23 protein-coding genes are annotated in these 22,551 nt (G+C 41.5%); 5 read left to right on the top strand and 18 right to left on the bottom strand.

The features are described from left to right. The first annotated feature begins 149 nt into the window (after positions 1-149). Entirely contained in the window at positions 150-2,348 is a 2,199-nt protein-coding gene (locus tag AB1A65_RS04770; RefSeq protein WP_366586157.1) for a S8 family serine peptidase, read from the top strand. Between the two features lie 166 nt (positions 2,349-2,514). Here the strand turns inward: AB1A65_RS04770 and AB1A65_RS04775 are convergent, their stop codons facing one another. The 13 genes from AB1A65_RS04775 to hemA form a co-directional block, all read right to left on the bottom strand. After that, positions 2,515-3,228 carry a 3'-5' exonuclease gene (locus AB1A65_RS04775; RefSeq protein WP_366586159.1) on the bottom strand — a complete coding sequence of 238 codons (714 nt, stop codon included), beginning with the start codon at positions 3,226-3,228 and terminating at the stop codon, positions 2,515-2,517. A gap of 9 nt (positions 3,229-3,237) precedes the next feature. Next, on the bottom strand, positions 3,238-3,708 hold the full coding sequence (locus tag AB1A65_RS04780; protein WP_366586161.1) for a methylated-DNA--[protein]-cysteine S-methyltransferase: 471 nt from the start codon (positions 3,706-3,708) through the stop codon (positions 3,238-3,240). Then, entirely contained in the window at positions 3,708-4,829 is a 1,122-nt protein-coding gene (locus AB1A65_RS04785) for a hemolysin family protein (RefSeq protein ID WP_366586163.1), read from the bottom strand. Before AB1A65_RS04785 ends, AB1A65_RS04780 begins: the two co-directional genes overlap by 1 nt. 36 nt (positions 4,830-4,865) lie before the next feature. Continuing rightward, complete coding sequence (locus tag AB1A65_RS04790; protein WP_366586165.1) at positions 4,866-6,122, bottom strand: serine hydrolase domain-containing protein; 1,257 nt, start codon at positions 6,120-6,122, stop codon at positions 4,866-4,868. A gap of 64 nt (positions 6,123-6,186) precedes the next feature. After that, the gene (hemB, locus tag AB1A65_RS04795) at positions 6,187-7,176 is read right to left on the bottom strand and encodes a porphobilinogen synthase (RefSeq protein WP_366586167.1); all 990 of its coding nucleotides are present in this window, start codon (positions 7,174-7,176) and stop codon (positions 6,187-6,189) included. A 38-nt stretch (positions 7,177-7,214) separates the two neighbouring features. Continuing rightward, positions 7,215-7,580 carry a four helix bundle protein gene (locus AB1A65_RS04800; RefSeq protein WP_366586169.1) on the bottom strand — a complete coding sequence of 122 codons (366 nt, stop codon included), beginning with the start codon at positions 7,578-7,580 and terminating at the stop codon, positions 7,215-7,217. A 36-nt stretch (positions 7,581-7,616) separates the two neighbouring features. Further along, on the bottom strand, positions 7,617-8,405 hold the full coding sequence (locus AB1A65_RS04805; RefSeq protein WP_366586171.1) for a PhzF family phenazine biosynthesis protein: 789 nt from the start codon (positions 8,403-8,405) through the stop codon (positions 7,617-7,619). 28 nt (positions 8,406-8,433) lie between these two features. Then, on the bottom strand, positions 8,434-9,336 hold the full coding sequence (gene hemF / locus AB1A65_RS04810; protein ID WP_366587062.1) for an oxygen-dependent coproporphyrinogen oxidase: 903 nt from the start codon (positions 9,334-9,336) through the stop codon (positions 8,434-8,436). Then, entirely contained in the window at positions 9,336-9,710 is a 375-nt protein-coding gene (locus tag AB1A65_RS04815; protein WP_366586173.1) for a hypothetical protein, read from the bottom strand. Before AB1A65_RS04815 ends, hemF begins: the two co-directional genes overlap by 1 nt. A gap of 113 nt (positions 9,711-9,823) precedes the next feature. Beyond that, complete coding sequence (gene hemE / locus AB1A65_RS04820; protein ID WP_366586175.1) at positions 9,824-10,849, bottom strand: uroporphyrinogen decarboxylase; 1,026 nt, start codon at positions 10,847-10,849, stop codon at positions 9,824-9,826. After that, entirely contained in the window at positions 10,846-11,511 is a 666-nt protein-coding gene (locus tag AB1A65_RS04825; RefSeq protein ID WP_366586177.1) for a uroporphyrinogen-III synthase, read from the bottom strand. Before AB1A65_RS04825 ends, hemE begins: the two co-directional genes overlap by 4 nt. Next, a complete protein-coding gene (gene hemC, locus AB1A65_RS04830; protein ID WP_366586179.1) occupies positions 11,489-12,415 on the bottom strand; it encodes a hydroxymethylbilane synthase in 927 nt (308 codons plus the stop codon). Before hemC ends, AB1A65_RS04825 begins: the two co-directional genes overlap by 23 nt. After that, positions 12,412-13,671 carry a glutamyl-tRNA reductase gene (hemA, locus tag AB1A65_RS04835; protein ID WP_366586181.1) on the bottom strand — a complete coding sequence of 420 codons (1,260 nt, stop codon included), beginning with the start codon at positions 13,669-13,671 and terminating at the stop codon, positions 12,412-12,414. The genes hemC and hemA overlap by 4 nt, the downstream gene beginning before the upstream one ends. Positions 13,672-13,863: 192 nt before the next feature. Between hemA and AB1A65_RS04840 the strand changes: the two genes are divergently transcribed. Both AB1A65_RS04840 and AB1A65_RS04845 read left to right on the top strand, forming a co-directional pair. After that, positions 13,864-14,760 carry an AraC family transcriptional regulator gene (locus tag AB1A65_RS04840; protein ID WP_366586183.1) on the top strand — a complete coding sequence of 299 codons (897 nt, stop codon included), beginning with the start codon at positions 13,864-13,866 and terminating at the stop codon, positions 14,758-14,760. Positions 14,761-14,771: 11 nt separating this feature from the next. Further along, positions 14,772-15,533: a ThuA domain-containing protein gene (locus AB1A65_RS04845; RefSeq protein ID WP_366586185.1), complete on the top strand. Its 762-nt coding sequence runs from the start codon at positions 14,772-14,774 to the stop codon at positions 15,531-15,533. On the opposite strand, the gene AB1A65_RS04850 is transcribed toward AB1A65_RS04845, so the two are convergent. Beyond that, positions 15,519-16,328: an N-acetylmuramoyl-L-alanine amidase-like domain-containing protein gene (locus AB1A65_RS04850; RefSeq protein ID WP_366586187.1), complete on the bottom strand. Its 810-nt coding sequence runs from the start codon at positions 16,326-16,328 to the stop codon at positions 15,519-15,521. The genes AB1A65_RS04845 and AB1A65_RS04850 overlap by 15 nt on opposite strands. A 31-nt stretch (positions 16,329-16,359) precedes the next feature. Beyond that, complete coding sequence (locus AB1A65_RS04855; RefSeq protein ID WP_366587065.1) at positions 16,360-17,430, bottom strand: mechanosensitive ion channel family protein; 1,071 nt, start codon at positions 17,428-17,430, stop codon at positions 16,360-16,362. A 152-nt stretch (positions 17,431-17,582) separates the two neighbouring features. Here AB1A65_RS04855 and hemH point away from each other — a divergent pair, with 152 nt between their 5' ends. After that, positions 17,583-18,629 (top strand): ferrochelatase, encoded by a 1,047-nt coding sequence (gene hemH / locus AB1A65_RS04860; RefSeq protein WP_366586189.1) that lies wholly within the window; start codon positions 17,583-17,585, stop codon positions 18,627-18,629. A gap of 83 nt (positions 18,630-18,712) precedes the next feature. Continuing rightward, positions 18,713-20,092 carry an MATE family efflux transporter gene (locus tag AB1A65_RS04865; RefSeq protein ID WP_366586191.1) on the top strand — a complete coding sequence of 460 codons (1,380 nt, stop codon included), beginning with the start codon at positions 18,713-18,715 and terminating at the stop codon, positions 20,090-20,092. A 17-nt stretch (positions 20,093-20,109) separates the two neighbouring features. Here AB1A65_RS04865 and AB1A65_RS04870 read toward each other — a convergent pair whose 3' ends face one another. From AB1A65_RS04870 to AB1A65_RS04880, 3 genes are all read right to left on the bottom strand, one after another. Next, positions 20,110-20,538, bottom strand: coding sequence for a nuclear transport factor 2 family protein (locus AB1A65_RS04870; protein ID WP_366586193.1), 429 nt, complete (start codon positions 20,536-20,538; stop codon positions 20,110-20,112). Then, entirely contained in the window at positions 20,539-21,699 is a 1,161-nt protein-coding gene (locus tag AB1A65_RS04875; RefSeq protein WP_366586195.1) for a PQQ-dependent sugar dehydrogenase, read from the bottom strand. It lies immediately after the preceding gene. A 77-nt stretch (positions 21,700-21,776) separates the two neighbouring features. Next, the gene (locus AB1A65_RS04880; RefSeq protein ID WP_366586197.1) at positions 21,777-22,109 is read right to left on the bottom strand and encodes a helix-turn-helix transcriptional regulator; all 333 of its coding nucleotides are present in this window, start codon (positions 22,107-22,109) and stop codon (positions 21,777-21,779) included. Positions 22,110-22,551 lie beyond the last annotated feature (442 nt).

Below are 22,551 nucleotides of genomic sequence, written 5' to 3' on the forward strand. Positions count from 1 at the left end.
GAGGGAAAATTATTACACAACAGAAAAGTGAATTTTCACAACAGATAATGATAAAACACTATGTAGTTCGTCGAAAAAAAATGGGATTTTACCGATAGATATTGTCCACCCATCTATATTAGTAGTCCAAATCTTACCTAAACTTAATTATGGACTACAAGTTTCCTATAGGGGCTAAGGCAGCAATCTTCTCCATTTTTTTCGTGCTTTTGGGATATTGTTCAGTTTTTGGTCAGTCCAGAAATGCTAAAGAGCAAATTAAGTCTACCTACAATCAAGGTAAAATGGCTTCCATTATTTCTCAAATGGAAGTTGAGCATCAAGATAAAAATCAAAAGATAGAACAACTTTTAAAAGTAAAAGGTTGGAACAGGAGTGAAAAATCCGTTAATGGTTCTGAAATTGAACTAAAAGACATCGGCACCGATGGAACCCCACTTTTTTATACCACCTTAAATGACCCTTCTACACAAACTGCACGGGCGCACACCCTATATGCAGATGGACTTTTAAATCTAGGTTTGGATGGAAGCGGAATGGAAGTAGGGGTTTGGGATGCTGGTGCTGCACTACCAACCCATCAAGAATTCGATTCTCGTTCCGTGAATGCAGACAACACGGATGAGATTAGTCTACACGCCACTTTGGTAACCGGTAACTTAATATCTTCTGGAGTTCAAGCCAGTGCCAAGGGTGTAGCTTATGGAGCAAAAGCTTTGACCCATGATTGGAGCCGTGATAAAATTGAAGTGGCCGAAGCAGCCGCAAATGGACTTTTGTTGAGCAATCATTCCTACGGAATTTTGTCGGATCGCGTTCCCGATTGGTATTATGGTGCTTATATTAAAGTAGCTCAAGACTGGGACCGTATCATGTACAACGCACCTTATTATTTGATGGTGACCGCAGCCGGGAACAATCAAAAGTCGTTTGATAATGCCTCTCCTAATTTTGGAAAGACAGCTGATGGTTTCGATTTGTTGTTGGGCTTCACTACTACTAAAAATGGACTTACCATTGCTGGTGCCAATACTGAAATTGGAAGCAAAGGTGAATTGAAGGAGGCTAAAGTGGCTGGGTATAGCAGTTTCGGACCGATGGATGATGGCCGTATTAAGCCAGATTTGGCCGGAGATGGCTCCAACATTCTTTCAACCAGTTCTCAAAATAACACAAGCTACCAAACTTCTTCGGGAACTTCCATGGCCGCACCTGGCATTACGGGTTCACTTTTGCTGTTACAACAATACCACGAAGAGCTATTTGGCTCTTACATGAAAGCAGCTACCTTAAAAGGAATTGCGTTGCACACTGCAGATGATGTTGATGCCAAAGGACCGGATTATAAAATGGGATGGGGTGTAATGAATGCCAAAGCTGCTGCTGAGGTGCTTCAGAACAAGGATTACACCACCATTGTTAACGAAAAGACTCTTCTTGAAGGAGATACCTACTCTTTTACTGTTATCGCAAATGGTTCAGAAGCGCTAGTAGCATCTCTGTCATGGACAGACCCCGAAGGGGAATACATCAACAGAGGAGAAATGAACAGCACAACTCCTGCCTTGATGAATGATTTGGACATTAGAATCACCAAGGCTGGAGGAGTCTATTATCCCTGGAGGTTAAATCCGGCAAGGGCGACCGATGCCGCAACTCGTGGAGACAACTCAGTAGACCCCTATGAAAGAGTTGAGGTTGAAAATGCCAGTGGGGAGTATACCATTACCATTTCCCATAAGGGAAGTTTGACCAACGGTTTTCAGGATTTTTCATTGATTGTTTCTGGAGTTCAAGTGTCACAGTGTTCTATTGAAATTCCTATTGGAGTAGAATTGGTGACTTCAACCGATGAAAGTTCAACTATAGGCTGGTCAGAGGCTGATGAAACCCTTTTTGAGATTCAATACAAAGCGATTGATTCAGACATCTGGAACAGTGAAATGGTATGGGAAAACAGTTTTGAATTGTCCAACTTGGAAGTTGGAAAGGTATATGAAGTGCAAGTCCGCTCTATCTGCACCGAGAATGCGGTATCTGATTTTTCGGATGTGTTGCAGTTTGAGTTCAATGGGGAGGAAACGGAAGCCTTAGCTTACGAACCGTTTAGCTATGCACAAGACGACTTTCAGGTGTCCGTTTACCCTAATCCAGCAGTAAACTATTTATCCATCCAGGCCCAGTTATCCCCTGATGCGCAGTACTCCATTGTCACCACTTCAGGCAACGTCATCAAAAAGGGAAAGGTTGAGGAGGCTATCAATGTTTCTTCCCTTGCCTCCGGATTGTATGTGCTGTTGGTGCAGGATCATGCAGGGGCAAGAAGCACGAAGTTTTATAAAAACTGATGCAAGTTCAAGTTTCAAGTGCAAGCTCAAGAATCAAGACATTAGACTTGTTCGTGCTCATTCGTGCAATTTGTGTCAAACTACTTTCTTTTAAACTTTAGCCAAACAACAGATTCTTCGCTCCGCTCAGAATGACAATTGGAAATTGTTATTTTTTCATTGATTTTTAAACCTTCTTGATTTCATCATCAGATAATAGGGTCTCATTGCGCATGCGAAGAAAAACTTGGGCCGTGGTGACCACATCTAACTCGCAATACGAAATGATGCGGTCCAAATCCTTGTCCTCGTAAAATACATCTTTGACCATACTCCCATCCATATCTTCCTTGGGCGATGGAATTCCCAATACATGCGCCAACAATTTTAGGGATGTGTAATGTTTGTAATCCCCGAATTTCCAGAGTTCCATAGTGTCCAAATGGGGTACTTCCCATGGTTTTTTCCCGAAAAGGTCCAATTTGTAGGGTAGGTTGATGCCATTGATGACCATGCGGCGGGCGATGTAGGGAAAATCGAACTCCTTGCCGTTATGGGCACAAAGTAGATGCTTTGCCTGATTAAAATGGTCCTTCAGCAATTGTTTAAACTGGTTAAGAATGTGAGGTTCTTCTCCATGAAATGAGGTGACCCGGAAACTACGGATGTCCCCTTTCTGAACAAAATAGCCCACGGAAATACATACGATTTTTCCAAACTCCGCCCAAATACCAGCACGTTCGTAAAACTCTTCAGCGGTAAACTCTTCTTTGCGCTGATATTGGGATTTTTGTTTCCAAAGGGTTTGGGCAACTTCATCCAAATCAGTAAAACTCGGTTTTTGAGGTACAGTTTCGATATCCAAAAAAAGGATATGTTCCAGGTTAAGTTTGTAAAGCATGGTAAACTATTAAAAGAGCGTCGTCTGCTTGGCAGGACTCTCATGTTCCAACAACCATTTTTTTCTATGCAGTCCACCTGCATATCCAGTGAGGTCTCCGTTGCTCCCAATAACACGATGGCAGGGAACAACAATCCAGAGCGGATTTTTACCATTGGCCGAGGCTACTGCACGTATGGCCTTTACATCGCCCAGTTGTTTGGAAAGGTCTAAATAAGAAATGGTTTTTCCAAAAGGAATTTTAAGTAGGGCATCCCAAACCCTTTTTTGAAAATCGGTACCGATAGGGTTAAGTTTAAGGTCGAATTGCTGTCGGGTACCATCAAAATATTCCCGAAACTGATAGACAGCATCCTCTAAAACTTCAGGAATTATACCAATAGGTTTTGTCTCGTTTAGTACGGATACCGAGACAAGCCCATTTTCATCACCTTGAAACTCTGCTAAACCAATAGGTGTTTGTAAATAAGCAACTTCCACTACTTTAGTTTACGCTTACCTTCAATAATTCCTAAACGCTTTGCCCGAGTCTCCCAGTTCTGTCTGGCCAACATTTGAAGGTCTTCTACGTTGTCGCTTTCGTCCATTATCTCCAGACCCAACAAGGTTTCAATGACATCTTCCATGGTCACCAATCCACTTACCGAACCGTACTCATCTACCACTAAAGAAATCTGTTCTCTTTTTTCCACAAACTTCTCAAAAAGTTCGGGGATAGGAATGCTTCGGTTGGATACCAATAATTCCCGCTTTAAGGTTGAAAGTTTTTCCGAACCTCTTTTGTTGATTATGGCCTCCATAAGCTCATCCTTTAAAAAGAAACCGGTAATGTTGTCCATTCGGTCTTTGTACAACGGAATTCTGGAGAAACGAAGGGGTTGATTGGCTTCAAAAAAATCGTTAATAGTCTTGTCCTCTGAGGCGATTTTCATCACGGTTCTGGGTGTCATAACATCTTTCGCCAAGATTTCATCAAACTTTAAAAGGTTTTTGATGACTTTGGATTCGGATTCCTGAAAAACACCTTCTTCGTGGGCAATGTCGGTCATCGCTGTAAAATCCTCCCGGCTGAGTACACTCCCATGTGGTCCTTTTTTGCCAATCAATCTTGTAAACAGTTGGAGGAGCCATAGCAATCCAGTCCATTTCAGCACAAAAACCATGATGGTCAACGCCTTTGCGGTAAAGTTGGCTAGTTGCTTCCAATAGGTGGCCCCAATGGTCTTGGGAATGATTTCCGAAGCGACCAAAATCAATATGGTCATTATGGTTGAGACAATTCCCACCATTAAATCCTCCGTAAACTGAAATCCTAGTACGGTTCTTTGGGTTGAACCATATAGTTCGGCATAAGCGACTTTGGCCTGTACCCCCACCAAAATGGCACCTACCGTATGGGCAACGGTGTTAAGGGTTAGGATGGCAATTAAGGGTTTGTCCACATCCTTCTTTAAAGATTCCAAAGTGGCGGCGTAATCTTTACCTTCCAGTTTTTTAACGTTGATGAAGGTAGGGGTAATGCTCAAAAGTACGGCTTCCAAAATGGAGCATAGAAAGGAAAAGAAAATGGAAATAAGGGCATAAAAAATGAGTAGTCCCATAGGCTAAATCTTGAGTACCAAGATAATGAATAGGAATCAATTTTGATCAGGGATTCTCTGTGCTCTGTAAAAAACATCCATCAATGCAGTTCTAATGTTCAAATCATACAAATTTCTATGGTCTCTTGAAGGATATACCCTGTTGGAAAGAAAGATAAAAACCAACTTGTTTTCAGGATCCGCCCAAACCAAGGTCCCTGTAAATCCTGAATGTCCAAAGCTGGTAGGACTGGCCGAGGGTGAGGGGTAGGCTTCTTCAAGGGGAAGTTCTGAGTTGTTTAGCAATGGCTTGTCAAAGCCCAGTCCCCGTCTATTTTCGTTTTTGGGATATTGAACGGTAGTAAACTCCCTGAATGTTTCTTTTGAGATGAGCTGCCTTCCGTTAGCTGCTCCAAAGTTTTGATAGAACAACATCATTTTGGCAAGGTCATCTGCCGTACCGAACAAACCTGCATTACCTGAAACGCCGCCCATAAGCGAGGCATTTTCATCGTGTACCCACCCGTTGACCACTGTTTTTCTAAAAAGGGTATCATTTTCCGTAGGAACAATTGGATTTACCCATTGTTTTAGGCTTGGCAAATAGCCCAAGGTATGGCAGTCCAAAGGCTTGTAGAAATTGTTGTCCAAATAGGTTTGGTAATCAGTTTGGGTGAGTTGTTCTATCAAGGTTGGAAAAATCAGAAAAGATAGACCGGAATAGACGTATTTTTTTTCGTTGGAGACCTTTGAGCGATTGATGATTCGGTGCATTTTATGCTCAAAACGACGGTTGATGTAGAGGTTGTCGTAGACTTGTTTTTCAAATCTTTTATGTGGCGTAGTTCGAACAAACCGACTTTTCAATTTCCCATTTTTGATGACTTTTTGTAAAAAGACAATATAGGGAATCAACCCAGCTTGATGGCTTAATATTTCACGCAGGGTGAGGTCTTTTTTATCCTTTCGATTTCTCCAGGGTTTCCAATAGGTGCTAAAAGGTTTGTCCAAATCGAGTTTTCCCTCGTCCACCAACTTCATCAGCGCAGGAAGTGGTCCCAACACCTTGGTGACCGATGCCAAGTCGTAAAGGTCATTTAACGCAACTGGCTGAAGACTGTCATAGGTATGAAAACCATACGCTTGATGAAAAACAACAGTATCATTTTTAGCTACCAAAAGCTGTGCTCCGGGGAAGGCCTGCTCTTTTATGCCCAAAAGCATTATGGAATCCACTTTTTGATGGATAAAAGTGCTGTCCAAGCCCAATTTGGAAGGGTAGGCATGAATGAGTTCATTCTGGGTATGACCCATTTGAAAAAAGATGAAAGAGCAGAAAGATGCAAGAAAAAATTTATTCATGGAAAAAGCGAAATATTTATCCGAGAGCTCGCACAAAATCCTTGGCAAAATACGAAGCGATAATATCCGCTCCGGCCCGTTTTATGGCTGTGAGTTGCTCCAGCATTACGGCATCATGGTTCAACCAACCTTTTTCTGCTGCGGCTTTTACCATAGCATACTCACCAGAAACTTGGTAGACTGCAACGGGTACCTCTACCTCGTTTTTGATCTCCCGAACAATATCCAAATAACAAAGGCCGGGTTTTACCATAACGATATCGGCACCTTCGTCAATGTCCATTTGGGTTTCCTTGATGGCCTCATACCGATTGGCATAATCCATCTGATACGTCTTTTTGTCCTTGGGCACATTGGCAATATCAACAGGTGCTGAATCCAACGCATCACGGAAAGGACCGTAAAAAGCACTGGCATATTTAGCGGAGTAGGCCATGATACCCGTATTGGTGAACCCTTCATCCTCCAAAGCTTCACGAATGGTAAGGATTCGGCCGTCCATCATATCACTTGGTGCCACAAAATCGGCGCCAGCTTTGGCGTGTGATACGCTCATTTCGGCCAGAACCTCAGTAGTTTCATCATTCAAGATTTGTCCTTCAGCCACAATCCCATCATGTCCGTAGGAGGAAAAGGGGTCAAGGGCCACATCGGTCATCACCAACATTTGCGGACAGGCATTTTTTACCGTTTTTATGGCGCGTTGCATTAATCCGTTCGGGTTTATTGCTTCTGTTCCTTTGTTATCTTTAAGGTTATCATCAACCTTTACAAAAAGTAATACTGCAAAGAGACCCATGTTCCAGAGTTCCTTAACTTCTTTTTCAAGATTGTCCAAGCTCAACCGGAAATAGTTGGGCATTGAAGCAATTTCTTCTTTAATGCCCTTTCCTTCCACCACAAAAAGCGGTACTAGAAAATCATCTGGTGTCACAAGGGTTTCGCGAATCAATCTACGGATGGATTCTGAGGTGCGAAGGCGACGGTTTCGTATAAGTGGATACATGTTTTTAAGTTATAAGCTTTCAGTTGTGAGCTACTGAGCTAGTTGTTTAATGAGTTTTTTATGGTATTTATCAATGCTGCTAACATTTTCTTGATTTCATCAATTTCTGAAACAATTTTTTTAAAAATTTCCGATTCAATATAGCCTAGGTCATTAGCCAATAGGAAAAGATAATCCAATTCGTGGGCAGAACCTGAAGCGATATATAAAAATCTAATAAATTCCTTTTGAGTTTCTCGCCCACATCCTTCTGCAATATTTGTAGGGATGGAAACGCTGGCCCTGTTCATTTGAGAGGTAAGATTATACTGTTCCGATTTTGGAAAAACCTTAGTCAAGCTATAAACCCTTAGCACTAGTTGATGGGATTTTTCCCAAACCTTATAATTTTTATAGTTTCCCATAGCTTAGAGCTTATTGCTTGGTACTTATAGCTAATATCATATATCGATTTCACCAATGAGATAGGGAACAGCCTTGCCCGAAATCTTTACACGATCGCCTAAATATTCACAGACCAAATCACCACGTCGTTTGGAAAGTTGTTTGGCGGTCATTTTGGTTTTTTTAAGCACTTTGGACCAATAGGGAGATAAGGAAGTATGAGCGGAGCCGGTAACAGGGTCTTCAGGAATACCACACTTTGGAGCAAAAAAGCGAGAAACAAAATCAACTTCATCACCAGGAGCGGTTGCGATTACTCCCCTACAATCCAACTGATTCAATAAGTGAAAGTTAGGAGATATGGCTTCAACTTCTTGTTGGGAGTTGTAGACCATAACATAATCCGTTTTTCCCTTTAATGTTTGCGTTGGAGTAAGGCCAATGGCGTTGTCCAATTCTGTGATATTTCGGATGGCAACTATGGGATCGGTGGGAAAATCCAAGGTCATCCAACCATTAGCACCTTTTTTAACGGTAAGCTCGCCACTTCTCGGAGAATAAAACTGAATGGTATTTTCCGCTACTGCGTAGTAATTAAAAAGCACAAAGGCAGTGGCTAATGTCGCATGACCGCACAAATCCACCTCAATTTCAGGAGTAAACCAGCGCAATTCATAAGTTTCTCCCTTTTGAACGGCGAAAGCTGTTTCGGCCAAATTGTTTTCTTCTGCTATTTTTTGCATCAACTCATTTTCCAGCCAAGTATCCAGTATGCATACTGCTGCAGGGTTGCCACCAAACAACTGATCTGTAAATGCGTCGATTTGATAAATTTTCTGTTTCATTGGTTTGCAACTTTAACAAAGCTACGGATTAAACCCAATTTTTGGGCTTTTGTAATACTTCAATGAGTTTTTCTTCTTGACTTCCTTTATCTGGATGATGGTTGTACCGCCATTGCACGTGAGGTGGCAAGCTCATTAAAATACTTTCAATTCGGCCATTGGTCCTAAGCCCGAACAAGGTGCCTTTATCATGGACCAAATTGAATTCCACATAGCGTCCCCTACGAATTTCCTGCCAATCCCGTTGCTCTTTAGTAAAAGAGAGGTTCTTTCTTTTTTGAATGATGGGCACATAGGCTTCCAAAAAACTGTCACCTACGTCTGTTACAAAATTGTACCAATCTTCCATTTGCATGGTATCGCTTGCTTTGCAATAATCAAAGAACAATCCGCCTATGCCGCGAGCTTCGTTGCGGTGTGAATTCCAAAAATATTCATCACATTTCTTTTTATAGGCTGAATAAAATTCTGGGTTATGGGCATCACAGGCGGTTTTACTAACTGTATGAAAATGCGTCGCATCCTCATCGAACAAATAGTAAGGAGTGAGGTCCTGTCCACCACCAAACCATTGATCAACGATTTCCCCATCTTTATTGTACATCTCAAAATAACGCCAATTGGCATGTACGGTAGGTGCCATTGGGTTTTTGGGATGAAGGACCAAGCTAAGGCCACAGGCAAAAAAATCGGCATCGGAGACACCGAAGTATTTTTGCATACTTTCCGGAAGTTCTCCAAATACTTTTGAAATATTTACGCCACCTTTTTCAAAAACGGCACCATTTGCAATAACCCGGGTTCGTCCACCGCCGCCCTCAGGGCGTTCCCAAAAATCCTGTTGGAATTTGGCGGAACCGTCCACCTCTTCCAATTTTGAGGTGATGGTGTCCTGAAGTTGTTCAATATATGCATAAAATTTATCCTTCATCATGCTTCGGTTATGTGAACAAATTGATTTTCAAAATCTGCGAAATCTGAAGATGAATGCACTGGAATGGAATCCAATGCCATTTTTCTTAACATCTCGATTACATTGGCTTCGGTCTGCTCAAAATGTGTTTTAAAAATAGTTCTCCCCACGGCGTTGTTGTGCAAATCCATTTTTTTGGCCAATGGTTTGTTTGGAAAAGCATTTTCATGCCAATCTGTAATTTTTTCGGCCCAGTTCAAAACAACTGCTTCGTTTTTACGCCATTTAAAACATCTTTTCGCAATCAAATAGTTCCAGAATGCATGCCTAAAGGCATTGGCAGGGCCGTTTTTGTAATGTAGTCGGCCATATAGTTCTGTGGAAGTCTTCATGCAATCTTTGGTAGCCTTTAAGGTTGGTAGTACAAATAGCGGAAATTGAAACCCAATAAATATAACTTTCAGTATATTTTTAAAACTTACCCGTTTTAATACTGATATTGGATTCACTCCGAATACTCTTTTACTGCATCGATAAAGGCCTTGGCATTCTCCACAGGAATGTGGGGCAAGATACCGTGACCCAGATTTACCACGTATCTATCCTTGCCAAAATCACGAATCATTTGCGTCACCATTTCCTTAATCTTTTCAGGAGGGGACAGTAAGCGAGCAGGATCAAAATTACCTTGCAAGGTAATTCTACCACCTGTTAAATATCTAGCATTTTTAGCAGAACAAGTCCAATCTACACCCACTGCCGAGGCTCCAGATTCTGCCATTTCGCTCAGTGCGAACCAACAGCCCTTTCCAAAGACAATTACAGGTGCTTCCTCTTTTAAGGCGTCCACAATCTGTTGAATGTACTTCCATGAGAATTCTTGATAATCTTCTGGCGATAGCATTCCTCCCCAAGAATCGAAGACTTGAACAGCGTTTACTCCTGCTTTGACCTTGGCTTTAAGATATGCAATGGTCGTATCCGTAATTTTTTGGAGCAGCGCATGGGCAGCTTTCGGTTGGGTAAAACAGAATCCGCGAGCCTTGTCGAAACTTTTGCTGCCCTGCCCTTCCACACAATAGCAGAGAATGGTCCATGGTGAACCGGCAAAACCAATTAATGGAATCTCATCCGCCAATTTTTCCTTGGTCATGCTGATGGCATCCATAACGTAACCCAAGGTATCCTGAATGTCGGGAACAATTACCTTGTCCAAATCTTCTTTTGAACGAATGGGATTTGGCAAATAAGGCCCAAAGTTGGGTTTCATCTGCACCTCGATGTCCATAGCCTGCGGAATGACCAAAATATCAGAAAATAAAATGGCAGCATCCATTCCGTAGCGTCGGATAGGTTGAACTGTGATTTCCGAAGCCAATTCTGGTGTCTGGCACCGGGTAAAGAAATCATATTTTTTACGCAGTTCCATAAACTCTGGAAGGTAACGACCCGCTTGACGCATCATCCAAACCGGAGGACGATCAACCGTTTCACCTTTTAACGCTCTTAGGAACAAATCGTTTTTGATCATACTTTGTTTTTGAAATGGTTTATGGCCTGTACCAATACATTTTCCACGGTAGGTCTGTGGGCCACTATAATTTGTTTTGAATGTTTAGCTGCTTCCGCAGCTGTGGTTTCACCAATACAGAAAATGGATTCGCCATCAATTTGGTTGTCTTGAATATAGCTCCGTACCCCACTGGGGCTGAAAAAAAGAATTCCATCAAACTCGCGGTTAAAACGTTTTGTGTTTAGATGTGTTCGGTAGGCCTCAACCTCTTTATACTGAACGTTATTTTCTGAAAGAATCTGTGGCAACTCTTCCCGTCTCAGGTTTCCACAAACAAATAAGAATTCCTCTTTTTGATGGTGTTTTACAATAAACTGGGCTAAATCAGATGAATTGTCAGCAACCTTTGTCACTTTTAGACCGTTTTCTTCCAAAAAGCGTTTGGTCTTTTCGCCAACACAAAACGTCTGACAATCGGAGTAATCTGAACCCTCGGCTCGTTGCAAAAACCCTTTTACCGCGTTTTTGCTCGTAAAAATATAGTTCTTGCAGCGTAAGGGAATTTTAACGTCCAAAAATTCAATTTTCAGGGCATTGTATTGCACCAAGCCCAACCCGGAATTCAGGAATAGTTCTTTTTGGGAAGGAGTCAATATTTTAGTGGAGAGCACTGTTTTCATTTCGGATTTCTTGCATCAATTTATCTCCGCCCTGGCTCAATATTTCTTTGGCGCATTTACTTCCCAATCCCTCTGCTTCTTTAATGGGAACACTCTTCTTTATCCCAAGACGTTGTTTGCCATCCAAAGAAAACAGAACACCCTCAAAATGTACCGTTTGGTCTTCAAATTGCGCCAACGCTCCAATGGGTGCGGTACATCCCCCTTCCAAAGTGCGTAGAAATTCACGCTCAATGGCAGTGGCCAATTCAGAATTGGCGTCATTGAGTTTTTTAAGGGCTTTTATGGAAAAATCATCATTGTTTTGTGCTACCACTACCATGGCGCCTTGGGCTGGTGCGGGAATCATCCAGTCCAAAACCACAGCATCCTTTGGCAACAATTTTATGCGCTCCAATCCTGCTTGCGCAAAAATGGCGCCTTGCCAATCGTTTTCAATTAATTTTATGAGCCGAGTGTTGACATTCCCCCGTAGGTCCACCACATTATGACTCGGATATTTGTGAAGCCACTGTGCTTTTCGCCTCAAACTTCCGGTGGCAATGGTAGCTGGGGCATTGGACTCCAGAAACCCAGCACCTTTATGCACCAAAATATCGTTTGAAATGGCACGTTCCAAAACGGCTACCTGTACAATGCCTTTGGGCAATTGCGTGGGCACATCTTTCATGGAATGAACGGCGATGTCAATCTGGCCTTTTAGAAGGGCAATGTCCAACGTTTTGGTGAAAATTCCAGTTATTCCAAGTTCGTAAAGGGGTTTGTCCAGAACTTCATCGCCAGTGGACTTTATTGGGACCAGAGTGGTGTCAAACCCTAAAGATTCGAGCTTTTCCTGCACGGTGGTAGCTTGCCACAGTGCCAGTTCACTATCGCGGGTGCCAATTTTTATGATTTTACTCATTTCCTCGAATCTATTTCCAGTTCAAAGACTCTTTGGATAAGGTCTAGACTATCTTCGGTATCTACCTCGGATCGTTTAAGGTGGTTGGCGAATTGTTTGGTGATTTTTTGGATGATTCGCTCAGATATCATCTCGGCCTGGTCTTGGTTGAAGTCGTTTATTTTTTTGGAATGAAAGTCAATTTCTTCGGCCTTCATGGTTTTCAGTTTCTCCTTGAGCGCATTGATTACCGGCGCAAATTTTCGGGTCTCCAACCATTTTAGAAAATCCTTTTTCACCTGATCAATAATCACTTCTGCTTTGGGAATATACTCTTTTCTCTTGGCTAGCGCATCATCCGTGATTTGGGATAGCTGATCTAAATGCACCAAAGAAATGTTTTCAAGTTCCAGCACATCATCCGATACATTTTTGGGAACGGAAAGATCTAAAATCAATAGTGGTTTTTTAGGATAGATCAATGCTTTGGAAACTGTAGGTAATTGGGCGCCTGTGGCCACTACCAAAATATCGGCTTTCCGTATTTCGGTCTGAAGATCCCCATAATCCTTAACGGTTAAATGAAACTTTCCGGCCACATCCTCGGCTTTTTCACGGGTGCGGTTGATAAGGGTGATGTGGGAGTTGTTGGAATGTTTAATGAGGTTTTCACAGGTGTTCCTTCCAATTTTCCCAGTTCCAAAGAGCAAAATATTCTTTTCGGAGATATCAGGAACATTGTCCAAAATATATTTTACGGAGGCAAAGGCAACCGATGTGGCCCCGGACGATAACTCCGTTTCATTTTTTATACGTTTACTGGCTTGGATGACGGAATTGCACAAGCGCTCTAAAAATGGATTGGCCATCCCCAACTTGCGTGACCTATAAAATCCCTGCTTGATTTGGCTAATGATTTCAAAATCTCCCAAAATTTGGCTGTCCAACCCAGTACCAACCCGAAACATATGCGAAATGGCCTCATGGTTTTTGTATACATAGGCCACTTCCTGAAACTCCTCAACGGTGCCCAGAGTTTGGTCGCAAAGCAGTTTGATAATCTGATAAGGATGTTGTGCAAAGCCGTAAAGTTCCGTGCGGTTACAGGTAGATATGGCCAAGAGACCATCAACCCCGAGTTCCTTTGCCTTCACCAAAATGTGGTCTATGGCTGGAACATCCAGACTGAACTTTCCCCGTACCTCTGCATCAGCCTTCTTGTAGCTCAGCCCAATGGCATAGAAGGAATTATGTTTGGAAATGTTGTAATTCCTCATAAAGGATTAAAATCGCAGCACAAAAATAGGTGTGTTATCCAATAAAAAATAACGCTAGCGGAACTATAAATAACCTACAGAATAATTTTCATCCCAAATTCTAGCCAAAACGGGCTAAAACACTATTTTTATTGATAAATTAGATATTTGTAAGTGTAATTTAGAGTCATTCTAAATTGAAAACTCCATGATATGAAATCAAATATGGCCATTGAAAATATCGCTAAAGGGTCCTATGATGAGATTTTGGTGGAAGATGGGTTTTATATCCTTAAAATTCAGAACGACACCAAAGATTTTCAAATGATTGAACGAGATATTGACAGTTCCTTCATCCAGTTCCACTTTTGTTTGAAGGGGAAATCCTTGTTCAATTTTAATGAAGGGCATTACCAACTTGAAGTGACAGAAGAAAATTCTCTGCTGCTCTACAATACCCAAAAAGATTTGCCGCTTGACTTGACCGTGTCGCCAAATTCTTGGTTGCTATCGGTAGTGATGACGATTCGTAAGTTTCATTCCCTATTTTCCAATGAGGCGGATTACATCCCATTTTTAAGTGGGGAGAACAAGGAAAAGAAATATTATTCCCAAGAAGTGGTTTCCCCTGCCATCGCGGTGGTATTGAGTCAATTAATGAACTACAACCTGCATCCTTCCATTAAGAAGCTTTACATTAAGGGAAAGGTATACGAACTCATATCTCTCTATTTCAATAAAACTGAAGAAGCTGATTTGGAACAATGTCCCTTTTTGGCAGATGAAGACAATGTCCGCCGTATAAAAATGGCCAAGGAAATCATGATTTCCAGAATGGCAGAGCCACCTACCCTAGCTGAGTTGTCCACGGAAATAGGATTGAGTTTGAAAAAGTTAAAGGAAGGTTTCAAGCAAATCTATGGGGACTCGGTTTACGGCTTTTTGTTCGATTATAAAATGGAATATGCCCGAAAGATGTTGGAAACGGGAAAACACAATGTGAATGAAGTTGGTTTAAAGGTGGGCTACAGTACTGCAAGCCATTTTATAACTTCTTTTAAAAAGAAATACGGCACCACGCCAAAAAAATATTTAACTTCAAACGCATAAAAATCACAATAATGAAATTACTCTTATCATCCTTTTTAGCTGTATGTTTTGTAACAACTACATGGAGTCAAGATAAACCCAATACTGAAGGTGCAGAAAATGCAAAAATGCCCGAATTGGTGATGGTTTTCACTAAAACCAGTGGATATCGTCATCAATCCATTGAAAAAGGCGTGAAGACCTTACGGGAATTAGGCCGAAAAAATGGGTTCATTGCCTTGCAAACTGAGTCTTCGGAAGATTTTACACCGCAAAACTTGGCAAATTATAAACTGGTGGTTTTTCTGAGTACTACACTTGATGTTTTAAATGACAACCAACAAAAAGCTTTTGAAGGTTATATTAAAAATGGAGGTGCTTTTTTAGGAATCCATGCAGCATCCGATACAGAATTTGATTGGCCTTGGTATGGAACACTGGTTGGAGGCTACTTTACAAATCACCCAAACAACCCTAATGTGCGCAGTGCAAAAATCCATGTGTTGGACAAATCACACCCGTCAACTTCACATTTGCCTGATGTATGGTCCCGCAGTGATGAGTGGTACAACTTTAAGAACTTGAATCCGAATGTTACCGTATTGATGAACTTGGATGAAAACAGTTATGAGGGTGGGACCAATGGCGAAAATCATCCAATTGCTTGGTACCATGAGTTTGATGGAGGTCGATCTTTTTATACGGGAGGGGGCCACACGGAAGAATCATTTGATGAGCCACTATTTAGGCAGCACCTTTTAGGGGGTATTGAATGGTGTCTAAAACGAAAGTAATGTGGGTCTCGCCACAATGATTCCAATGTTGCTTTTAATCCCTTTTAGATAATCTGCAAGAGGTAATTCAGAAATTTCCACTTCACCATTTTTGCTCGATGCGTGGAGCAGATGCAGTCTGCCGTTAGGTTGGTGTATGGCAATACCGGTGTGTGTCACATCCAACCCTTTAATGGAAGTGGCCAAGGCAATAATGTCACCGGACTGGATGTACTGTTCTTTGTTCTCTATCTGGTCTTTGGGCAAATAACAAAGTTCTTCCTCAGCCAGCTCCTTTTCCACTCGAAGCATGGCCTCAAAATTAGCTTCATTCGCCAAAAACGGATACAATGACCGATGCGTTCCCATAAAATTGATGGGCTTATTAAGTGCTACACCTCCCAATTCCGAGGTGATATCTTTGACCAAGCCCTTCTTCTGATTATTTCGAATCCACTCTGTAAAATAATGTAAACGAGAAGGATAACCGTTTATCTCACCATCTCTATACCGAATGGTTTCTAAATTTTTGACAAAATCTTCAAAAGATCGTTGGTCTTGTTTGAGCATAGACCCAAAAGCCAATACATTTTCCACAAAAGTAGTGCAATCCAACCCGCTAAAGTTCACCACCAAAGTTTCTATTTCGCCAATTTCCAATGTTTTTTCGACATAGGGAATGCCCATAAACGACTTGCCAATCAATGCAAGGGTGTCACCCAATTTGGACGCTTTTACCTCTTGCAACGCATCAATTTTAGACTCGAATAAGGACTTGTCCTTTAGGGAACATGTAATTTGTTGACTGTATGCCATCGAGCCAACAAGTAGAAAAAGGCAAAATATTCTAAGATTCATTTTCATACGTATCAGGTTGCTGCAAAAGTACTCGGGTTCTGGCAATACTTTCAGGATAATTTTCTTGAAGGTACACAATCAATTTTTCACGGACATGGACCCGCAAGTCCCAAGCAGTGGATGAATCCTTGGCGCTCATCAAGGCCCTAACTTCAACAAAATTGGGCTTGGAATCTGTAACTTGAAGCACATCCACCTTTCCATCCCACAAATCAGTACTGTTCAAAACCCGGGTCAGTTCCTCGCGCAACTTATCAAAGGGAACTTTATAATCCACATATAGAAACACGGTGCCGAGAATATCCGAGGAAGTCTTGGTCCAGTTTTGGAAAGGTTTTTCAATAAAATAGGGCGTAGGCACAATCAATCGTCGTTTGTCCCAAATGGCCACCACCACATAGGTCAATGTAATCTCTTCAATACGGCCCCATTCCCCTTCCACAATAACAACATCGTCTAGTTTTATAGGCTGGGCAATGGCAATTTGGATACCGGCCAAGATGGTACCAATAAGTTTTTGGGCTGAAAACCCAATAATAATACCCGCAACACCAGCTGAAGCAAAAATACTTATGCCCACTTCCCGAATTTCTTCAAAGCTCATCAGTGCCAGTCCTGCTGCCAAAATAATGACGATGAAAATGACAATACGTTCCAAGATGGTGAATTGGGTATAAATTTTTCGGGCCTTTAAATTGTCCGATTCCCCAACATCATAATTTCTGATAACCGCTTTTTTAACAATCTTTAGGAGAGCAATTACAAGCCAGGTGATGGCAAGGATGAACAATAGGGTACTTGCTTTTCTAAACCAAAAACCAGAATCTTCCAAATTCAATAGATCTCGCAGGGATTTCATCCGAAGGATAACAGATACGAAAATCAAGATCAGTGGGAATGCCAATTTTCGGAAAGACCCTGAAGGCAAAAGATATTTGGGATTCTTGCCCAATCGTTTCAACAATACGGAGGCGGCCCAATACAAGAATATCAAGCAGAAAAGCGTAACCCCAAGATATATCAATGATTCTTTTGAAACGTTGTCGTAAAATGAATCCATACCCACAAAAATAAGGGAGAAAAGCGAGTAGGGCGGAATTGACGCCTTCATTTCTGGATTGAATTTCATTATTAACCTATAAGAAAGTATTTTGGAAGGGGAAATGCAAAGTCGGTACCAAGTTGTATTTTTGAAAACTAAAACAAAAAGCTGTGCCAAAAGGAGTTTTATTGGTCAATCTGGGCTCGCCAGATAGCCCCACCCCAAAAGATGTAAAGCCGTATTTAGATGAATTTTTAATGGATGAGCGTGTTATTGACGTGAATCCTATTCTCCGAAATATCATCGTACGGGGAATCATTCTAAACACACGCCCCAAACGTTCGGCAGAAGCCTATTCCAAAATATGGTGGGATGAAGGTTCTCCACTTATTGTCATATCTGAACGATTTATGGATAAAGTTCGCCAACACGCCAGTCTCCCCATTGCTTTGGGAATGCGTTATGGTTCCATGTCCATTAAAAATGCCCTTCAAGAATTAAAGGAACAAGAGGTGGATGAAGTATTGCTGGTGCCCTTATATCCGCACTACGCCATGTCGTCCTACGAAACGGTTGTGGTAAAGGCGATGGAAGTGCAGCAAGAGGATTTTCCCGAGATGCAGTTGACCACCTTGCCGGCATTTTATAGTAACCCGGATTATGTAAAGGTGTTGTCAAAAAGTATCGCTGAAGGATTAAAAGGTTTTGAATACGACCATATCTTGTTTTCCTATCATGGCATTCCAGAGCGGCACATTAAAAAGTCGGATCCGACCAAATTCCACTGTAAAATAGATGGGCAATGCTGCAAAACCAACTCCGTGGCGCACCACACCTGTTACAAACACCAATGCTTGGATACAACGGAATTGATAAAGAAAGCCTTGGATTTAGATGAAACCAAAATCAGTTCATCCTTCCAATCCCGATTGGGAAGCGACCCTTGGCTGCAACCGTTTACCGATAAAGAATTTGAACGCTTGGCCCAAGAAGGCAAAAAACGATTGGTGGTGATCACCCCAGCTTTTGTGAGTGATTGTTTGGAGACCTTAGAGGAAATAGCCATGGAGGGAAAGCATCAATTTCAAGAAGCAGGCGGTGAAGAATATAAGCATATTGCCTGTTTAAATGATAGGGATGATTGGGCCGAATTAATGGGCACGTGGATTAACGAATGGCAAGAAAAAGAAGTGCTTCCAGAAACTAGGGTTCAATAGCAAAAACAAATTCAATAACGGCATTGTAGTTTTGGAGAAACCACACTGCCTATAAATTTCACTCTCAAAGTACAAGCATTGGCATGGCCAAAGTAACCTCTGAAGAACTTGGGGTAGAACCCATTGGAAAATTGCTCATCAAACAGGCCGTTCCGGCTTCGATTGGTATCCTAGTAATGTCCCTCAATGTTCTGGTGGATTCCATTTTCGTTGGGAATTGGATAGGCTCCATCGCCATTGCCGCCATAAACGTGGTACTCCCAGTGTCATTTTTTATTGCTGCTTTGGGAATGGCCATCGGTATTGGGGGTTCCAGCATCATCTCTAGGGCTCTGGGGGCCAACAATAAAGACAAGGCCCTAAAAACATTTGGCAACCAGATAACGCTTACCCTTATTGTTACGATTTCCATGGTGGCCTTGGGACTCTACTACGTAGATTCACTTATTCCGGCTTTTGGAGGTAAGGGCGCTATCTTTGACCCTGCAAAAATCTATTACACGATAATTCTGTATGGAGTTCCCTTTTTGGCGCTCTGCATGATGGGTAATACCGTCATCCGGGCCGAGGGAAAGCCTAAGTTCGCCATGATTGCCATGATCATCCCCTCAGTGGGTAATCTGCTCATGGATTATATTTTTATTTATGTGTTCGATTGGGGAATGCACGGGGCTGCGTGGGCCACAACGGTAGGGTATTTATTGTGCTTTGTATATATCCTGTACTTCTTTCTCTCCAATAACTCCGAATTAAAGATAAGCCTGCCCCATTTTGGATTGGACATGCCCATTTTAAGAGAAATAGGCTCCCTTGGTTTTGTGACCTTGGCGCGACAGGCAGTGACCAGTATCACCTACCTGCTCATGAACAACATTCTCTTCAATTTGGGAGGTGAGGCCATGGTAGCTGTTTATGCCATTATTGGTAGAATGTTGATGTTTGCCCTGTTCCCAGTTTTTGGCGTGACCCAAGGATTCTTACCCATTGCTGGGTTTAATTACGGAGCGGAAAAATATGACCGGGTGAAGGAATCTATCTACACGGCCATAAAATATGCTGCTCTGGTAGCTACTTTGGTATTTGTGATACTTATGGTATTTCCCGGCGAGATAGCATCCTTATTTTTAAGCAACAGACCGGAGCTTTCCGAAAAGGAACTGGCAACAAATGCCTTTGTCCTACAACATGCCCCTTTTGCAATGCGATTGGTCTTTGCCGCCACTCCTATTATTGCTTTGCAGTTGATTGGGGCAGCGTATTTTCAGGCCGTTGGAAAGGCTATTCCTGCGCTATTGCTTACCTTAACTCGACAAGGTTTCTTTTTTATCCCTTTGATTCTGATTTTGCCTCATTTTTGGGAAGAGACCGGGGTGTGGATATCTTTTCCTATTGCGGACACCCTTTCCACGGTGGTAACAGGGGTTTTCCTTAAAAAGGAAATAGACAAATATCTTCGTCGATGAGTTAAGTATAACCTCAACTATTTTTCATCAGGTAGTAAGGTAGCCGCTTTACTGATGATTTTCCACTTTCCGGATAGTTTTTTTAAAAGGAAAATATCTATGAATCTCATATTTCGGGATTCAATCCTGATCTCAGCTTTCGCTGAGGCAATAGTATGGTTGATATCAATATCCAAAATAGATGTTTCCCTTCCGTTGAACTCCCCTTTAGTTCTGTTTTCGAATAAGGCTGCATATTCTTTTGGACTTAGTCCCCATATTTCCTGACCTTCTTTAGATAAGAATAGTTCAGCTTCCTTATAAAATGCTTTCTCTATCATTTCCGTATTGTTATAAGATGAACCTTCTAAGTATTGGTTTAAGGTTGTTCGGATAGAAGCTTCTTCCGATTGTGAAAAACCAATATATGAAATGAATAATGCCAAAGGCAATAGTATTTTTTTCATTTATTTCGATTGTGGGATTATTTGAATAATTTTTCCGTTGTCCTCGTCGGTGAGCAGGAATAGCTTTCCATCTGGACTTTGAACTACTTTTCTTAACCTTACCCTTTCATCAAGGAACAGTTCTTCAGCACTTTTAATGGTATCGCCATCAATGGTAAACCGCCACAGACTTCCACGTGAAAGACCAGGAACAAATAAGTTGTTATTCCAATGCAAAAATTCATCACCAGTATAAAAACAGAGACCTGTGGGAGCCACGGTTTGGTGCCAAAACCAAGCTGGGGGAGTAAACTGGGTGCCCTCCAATTTTGGAGGTGTATAGTCAGTACTTCGCAGCCTCCCAGTGGTTTCATTGGGCCATCCGTAGTTAGCACCTGCTTTGAGTATGTTTATTTCATCGCCCAAAATTGTGCCATGTTCACTAAACCAAATACTACTAGTTCCCGGTTGTACGGTTATACCTTGGGCATTTCGTATTCCTAGAGCATAGATGCCGGGCACTGCACTGGGCCCAAAATTTGGATTATCGTCCGGAATGCTCCCATTGGGATTAATGCGAAAAATTTTTCCACGTTTGTCCCGCAAATCCTGGGAAATGGGAATTTCGGGCTCGTCCCTTTCCCAAAAAAGACGTTCACCAATAGTGATATAAAGCTTTCCATCTGCGCCAAAGGTCATACCGCCCCCATAATGGAAATATTCTCTGGTATAGGGTTCTGCCAAGAGAAGAGTTTCATGCTGGTAAAGAGAATCGTTTTTAATCTTGGCCCGAATTACCTTTGTAGTCGTACCCAAACCGTCTTTTTTGGCGGTATATGAAAGATAAACCCATGGAGAGTCCGTAAAATTTGGGTCGAGTAGTACTTCAAAGATTCCAGAATTGTCTCCAAAATGGATTGCTCGAATGCTGTCTGTTAAGTCCGCTGGAAAACCTTTAATGATCTGTTTCTCTTTGGTTGCAAGGTTGGCCTTTACTAAGCTTCCGTCTTTCTCAGTGACCAAGACCGTTGTATTTGTTAGAAATGCCATGCTCCAGGGATGGTTCAATCCCTCCAAAACAATCTGTTTTTTGGGAATGACCTGTTTTAAAGCCGTTTGGGGGTTCTCAGTGTATTTGCATCCAATGATGGGCAAAGCAATGAGCAAGAGTAGATATCGCATGGAATAAAGTTTACTCCAAAGAACTAAGATTCATTTCTTTATAACTTTAAGAATCATGATTTTTAAAGTGATTTTCTTTAAAAAGAACTGTGCAATACTCTATACTTTGAAGGTGTAAGACCCGTTAGCGATTTAAAGGCCAAATTGAAGGAGGTTATATTGCCAAAACCGGAATCGTAGGCAATGGAAACAATTTTTTCATTTTTCCCTACTGGTGAAATCAAGAGTTCTTTGGCTTTTTCAATCCGATAATAATTTACGAACTCTGAGAAATTCATCGCTTTGTTTTCATTGACCACTTGCGAGAGGATTCTGGGTGAGGTGTCCAATGATTGGGCCACTTCACTTAAGGTCAATTTTGGATTCAGGTATATTTCCGAGTTTTCAAAAAGACTTGTGACTGACTTCATCAGACTTTTTGATGATGTATTATCAATGGAAGAGCCTTGGTACTTTTCTAATGAAAATGTTTGATTGTGTAAAAAGAAATACGAGAGCATATACACCAAAACAGTAAAAAAAAGTGCACCACCAATATAAAATGGTATTAATCCCGCAACATTTCCAACATAAAAAATCCAAATTAAACCAATACAGAAAATCAAGTTACGGTACCATTGGAAAATTTTTTGTTGTGTGCCTTGCTTGTTCTTAATCAGCACAAAAATTGATAGAACGAAATAGACTAAAAGATGGCCAAAAACAGCACAATAAACTAAAAGTGATAGCGTATCCCCTTGATTTGGAATGTAACCGCTGAAAATGACAAACAAGAGGTAAGGTAAAAAATGTAGATAGAGCGAAAAAGGGAGTTTTTTTAGTTTATAAAATAATAGTTTGCCATAAAGCCAT

It is taken from the genome of Allomuricauda sp. ANG21 (genome assembly GCF_040705235.1).
GTDB classification, from domain to species: Bacteria; Bacteroidota; Bacteroidia; order Flavobacteriales; family Flavobacteriaceae; genus Flagellimonas; species Flagellimonas marina.